This window comes from Dietzia sp. Cai40 (assembly GCF_014145165.1).
In the GTDB taxonomy this organism is placed as follows: domain Bacteria; phylum Actinomycetota; class Actinomycetes; order Mycobacteriales; family Mycobacteriaceae; genus Dietzia; species Dietzia natronolimnaea.
In genome coordinates this window covers 1-5073 of sequence record NZ_JAALEB010000303.1, presented here as the reverse complement: position 1 = coordinate 5073, position 5073 = coordinate 1, and the positions used below count along the sequence as shown (strand labels likewise).

Genomic DNA, 5073 nt, shown 5'->3' with positions numbered 1-5073 from the left:
CGGGGCGGTGCGTCGTGACACGTGCCACGACCGCCGGCGGAACCCGGCGGCCCCGTGGCGCGTTGGACCTGTCGTCGGCCGCCCGCGGACTCGTGTCGGGCGCCCGGGAAGGAGTTCGTATCGTGGCTCGTGGATCGCGTCGTGGAGGTGGCCGCCGTCTCGGGTGCTCGCTCGGAGCGCTCGTCATGGTGGTCCTGCTGGTGCTGGGGATCGGCTGGTGGATCGGTGACCGGGGGCTGCCGACGGGTCCGGACGGCCCGCTGCCCGGCCCGGCGGAGCCGGAGCTGACCCAGCCCGCGGACTGCCCCGACGTGCAGATGATCGCCGTGCCGGGCACCTGGGAGAGCAGCCCCACCGACGACCCCTACGCGCCGTCGTTCCTGCCCAACGCGCTGCTCAAGACCATCACGGACCCGCTGGGGGAGCAGTACCCGGCCGAGCGCCTGGAGGTCTTCACGGTCCCGTACGTGGCACAGTTCCGGAACCCCCAGCGCCCCGACGAGATCACCTACGACCAGAGCCGGGCCGAGGGCACGGATCGCGCGCGCGCCGAGTTGGTCGCGGTCCACGACCGCTGCCCGTACACCTCCTACATCCTGCTCGGCTTCTCCCAGGGGGCGGTGATCGCCGGCGACCTCACCAGCGAGATCGGCACCGGCAACGGGCCGGTCCCGGCGGAGCTCGTCCGGGGTTCGGTCCTCATCGCCGACGGGCGGCGCCTGCCCGGTGAGGGCCAGTCCCCGGGGCTGTCGCCGGGGACCGGTCAGGGGATGGAGATCTCGCTCCAGCCGGTGACGGGCTTCACGCAGCTCATCGCGGGTGCCACCATGACCGGCCCGCGGCCCGGCGGCTTCGGGGCGCTCGACGACCGGACCGCCCAGATCTGCGACTCCCGGGACCTCATCTGCAACGCCCCGCTCAACGTGGTGGACGGGGCGGCCCGGTTCCAGGAGTTCGTCGCCAACAACGCCATCCACGCCATGTACGCGACCAACCCGGACGTCGTCATGGGGACCACGGTTCCGGAGTGGACCATCGGACACGTGCGGGAACTCGTCGACGCGGCACCGGAGATCGCCCACGACTGACCGCCCGACCGAGTACCGTGCATGGGCGCGACACGCCTGGCCGGGTCGAGGATTCGGAGTTCGGATGTGCGCAGGGGCACGCTGTAAGATCGACCAAGCTTGTCGCCCGGTATGTCCGAGGTCGGCGACGTCGACCATCCAGTCATCGGTTCGGAACGGAGCAACGTGGAGTTCGAGCAGTACCACGACGCCAGCGGGGCGATCGTCATCCCTGATCGCACCACCCTGGTCGACTTCGTCGAATCCAACGTCTCCGCAGCACGCCGGGACCCCGCGGCGGACGGGCTGATCTACCGCTACATCGACTACTCGTCGTCGCGGCAGGGTGAGGTCGCCGAACTGTCGTGGTCGGACTTCGGGGACCGGCTCTACGCCATCGCCGCACGGCTGCAGCAGGTGGCTGAGCGGGGAGACCGCGTGGCCATCCTCGCGCCCCAGGGACTCGACTACATCGTCTCGTTCTTCGCCGCCATCCACGCCGGTCTCACCGCCGTGCCGTTGTTCGATCCGGACGAGCCGGGTCATCACGACAGGCTCCACGCGGTCCTCGGGGACTGCACGCCGTCCGTCATCCTCACCTCCACCGAGTCGGCGGCGGGGGTCCGCAAGCTCTTCCGCGACCTGCCCGCCCGGGAGCGGCCCCGCACGGTCGCCGTCGACGCGATCCCCGCCGAGCTGGGCTCGGGCTGGACCCGGCCCGATCTGGGTGCGGACGACATCGCCTACCTGCAGTACACCTCCGGGTCGACCCGCGTCCCCGCCGGCGTGGAGATCACGCACCGCAACGTCGTCACCAACGTCATGCAGCTCTTCGACGGGCTGGGCCTGACCCGCGCCTCCCGCGGCGTGACCTGGCTGCCGCTGTTCCACGACATGGGTCTGCTCACCGTGATCCTGCCGGCGATGGGCGGCGCCACGATCACCGTCATGAGCCCCCGGGCCTTCGTGCAGCGTCCCGGGCGGTGGGTCACCCAGCTCGGGGCGATGTCCGACGGCGACGGGGTCTTCGCCGCCGCCCCCAACTTCGCGTTCGAACACGCGGCCCGTCGTGGCCTGCCCCGGGAGGGCGAGTCGCTCGACCTCTCCGGGGTCACCAGCATCATCAACGGGTCCGAGCCGGTCACCCCCGCCTCGATGCGCGCGTTCAACGAGGCGTTCGCCCCGTACGGGTTGGCGCCGACCGCCATCAAGCCCTCCTACGGCATGGCCGAGGCGACGCTCTTCGTCTCCTCGCCCCGCAAGGACGACGAGGCGATCGTCATCCACGTGGACCGGGAGGACCTCAACAAGGGCGTCATGACCGTCCTGGACCCCGACGCGGTGGAGGGCAACGAGGACGCCATCCCGCAGGTGGCGTGCGGGTACGTGGCCCCCAGCCAGTGGGCGGTGATCGTCGAGCCGGGTGTCGACGGGTCGACGGGCGAGCACGACGGCACCGGCCGGGAACTGCCCGAGGGCCGGGTCGGGGAGATCTGGCTCTACGGCACCAACGTCGGGCGGGCCTACTGGGGTCGGCCGGAGGAGTCCGAGGCCACGTTCGGCAACAGGCTCACGGAGCGGCTCCCGGAGCACTCGAGGACGGTGCGCGAGTTCGGCACCGTCCCCTCCGGCGCACGGTGGCTCCGCACGGGTGACTACGGCGCCTACGTGGACGGCCAGCTGTACATCACCGGTCGGGTCAAGGACCTCGTGATCGTCGCCGGACGCAATCACTACCCGCAGGATCTCGAGAACACCGCGCAGGACGCCTCCGCCTCGCTGCGCCCGGGCTTCGTCGCCGCGTTCTCCGTGCCGGCCAACCAGCTCCCGATCGACGCCCGTAACGGCGCCGTGATCCCCTCCGATGACTCCTCGGAGACCCTCGTGGTGGTGGGCGAGCGCGCCCCCGGTGCGGGGAAGGCGGATCCGGGACCCATCGCGGACGCGGTCCGCTCGGCGATCTCGGCGAGGCACGGGGTCACCGCGCAGGACGTGATCCTGGTCCCCGCCGGGTCCATCCCCCGAACCTCCAGCGGCAAGATCGCCCGCCGCGCCTGCAAGACCGCCTACGTCGACGGGACCCTGCGGGGAGGCCACCAGCAGACGGCCTTCCCCGACGAGCCGGCGGAGTAGTTTCCGGGCCGCTTCACGGCACCACCGGTGCGCGGCGGCGACGGGCGAGCACACCGGACGAGACCCGATGGAAAGGCGATCCCCACGATGGCACAGAGCGAGATGACGGTAGTAGAGCTCCGCGACTGGTTGCGGGGCTGGGTCTCCCGGGCCACCGGGCTCGACGTCGCCAAGGTGACCGACGACCGCTCCCTCGAGGAGTTCGGGCTGTCCTCCAGGGACGCGGTGACCCTCTCGGCGGATCTCGAGGACCTGCTCGGCCGTCCCCTGGACGCCACGGTGGCCTACCAGCACCCCACCATCGCCTCTCTCGCCGAGTACGTGGTCAACGGACCGGCCGAGATCGACGAGCCCGGCGACCTCCACACCTTCCGCCACCGTGGGGCGGGGATGGAGTTCGACGTCGCCGTGATCGGCTTCGCCACCCGTTTCCCGGGCGGCGCGGACTCGCCCGAGGCCACCTGGGAACTGCTGTCCGAGGGCCGGGACGCCACCAGCCCGCGTCCGGCGACCCGCTGGTCCGAGTGGGCGGGGGACTCCTACGTCCAGCAGGTCCTGGCCGAGGCCCCGGACCGGGGCGGGTGGCTCGACGACTCCGAGGTGCGGGACTTCGACGCCGAGTTCTTCGGCATGAGTCCCCGCGAGGCGGAGATGGTGGACCCGCAGCAGCGGCTCGCACTCGAGCTCACCTGGGAGGCCCTCGAGCACGCGCACCTGCCCGCGAGTGACCTCAAGGGCCACGAGGTGGGCGTGTTCATCGGTTCGTCGTCCAGCGACTACCAGGTGTTCCTCACCTCCGACTCCGCCGCCGCCTCCCCGTACGCGGTCACGGGCGCCTCCAACTCGATCATCTCCAACCGGGTGTCGTACACGTTCGACTTCCGTGGCCCCTCGATGACCCTGGACACCGCGTGCTCGACCTCCCTGGTCGCGATCCACGAGGCCGTCAACTCGCTGCGTCTGCACGAGTCCGACCTGGCCGTGGCCGGTGGCGTCAACATGATGCTGGCGCCCGCCGCCACCATGGGCTTCGCCAAGACCGGGGCCGCGCTCAGCCCCGACGGGCGCATCAAGGCCTTCTCCTCCGACGCCAACGGCATCTGCCGGGCGGAGGGCGGGGGACTGTTCATCCTGAAGCGCCTGTCCGAGGCCGAACGGGACGGGGACGTGGTCCTCGCCGTCATCAAGGGGTCCGCCGTCAACTCCGACGGACGTTCCAACGGGATGACCGCCCCCAACCCGGACGCCCAGGTGGCGGTGCTGCGCCAGGCGTACGCCGACGCGGGTGTGGACCCGAGGGACGTCGACTACATCGAGGCCCACGGCACGGGCACGATCCTCGGTGACCCCATCGAGGCCACCGCGATCGGACAGGTGCTCGGCCGCGGCCGCGACGCCGATCGACCCACGCTGCTGGGCTCGGCCAAGACCAACTTCGGGCACATGGAGTCGGCGGCCGGTGCCGCGGGCCTGGCCAAGATCATCCTGGGGATGGGGCACGACTCGCTCCCGCCCACCCTCAACTTCGCCGGCCCCAACCCGTACATCGACTTCGACGCCGCGCGGCTGAGCGTCGTCACGGAGAACCGGCCGTGGCCGCGCTACAGCGGCCGGGCGCTGGCCGGTGTCTCCGGATTCGGCTTCGGCGGGACCAACGCCCACGTCGTGGTGGCCGAGTACCAGCCCGCCCCGGTCCGGGCCGCTCAGCAGACCGATCCGCAGACGGTCGACTCGCAGACGGTCGACTCGCAGGCGACCGGCGCCGAGGACACCGTCGCGCGGACGGCCGACGCGGGGGACACCGCCGCGCCGGAGGCCGCCCTGCAGGATGACGTGGCCCGCAGTGTCGCCGAGGCGGTCGCGCGCAACGCCG

Annotated in this window: 3 protein-coding genes; all 3 read left to right on the top strand. The window is 71.6% G+C overall.

Features of this window, described 5'->3' with window-relative positions; translation table 11 throughout:
* Window positions 1–122 precede the first annotated feature (122 nt).
* A complete protein-coding gene (locus G6022_RS11765; protein WP_095717076.1) occupies window positions 123–1088 on the top strand; it encodes a cutinase family protein in 966 nt (321 codons plus the stop codon).
* Between the two features lie 111 nt (window positions 1089–1199).
* Window positions 1200–3200 carry a long-chain-fatty-acid--AMP ligase FadD32 gene (gene fadD32, locus G6022_RS11760; RefSeq protein ID WP_182639244.1) on the top strand — a complete coding sequence of 667 codons (2001 nt, stop codon included), beginning with the start codon at window positions 1200–1202 and terminating at the stop codon, window positions 3198–3200.
* 87 nt (window positions 3201–3287) lie between these two features.
* A partial coding sequence (locus tag G6022_RS11755) for a type I polyketide synthase (RefSeq protein WP_182691616.1) occupies window positions 3288–5073 on the top strand: 1786 nt, incomplete at its 3' end.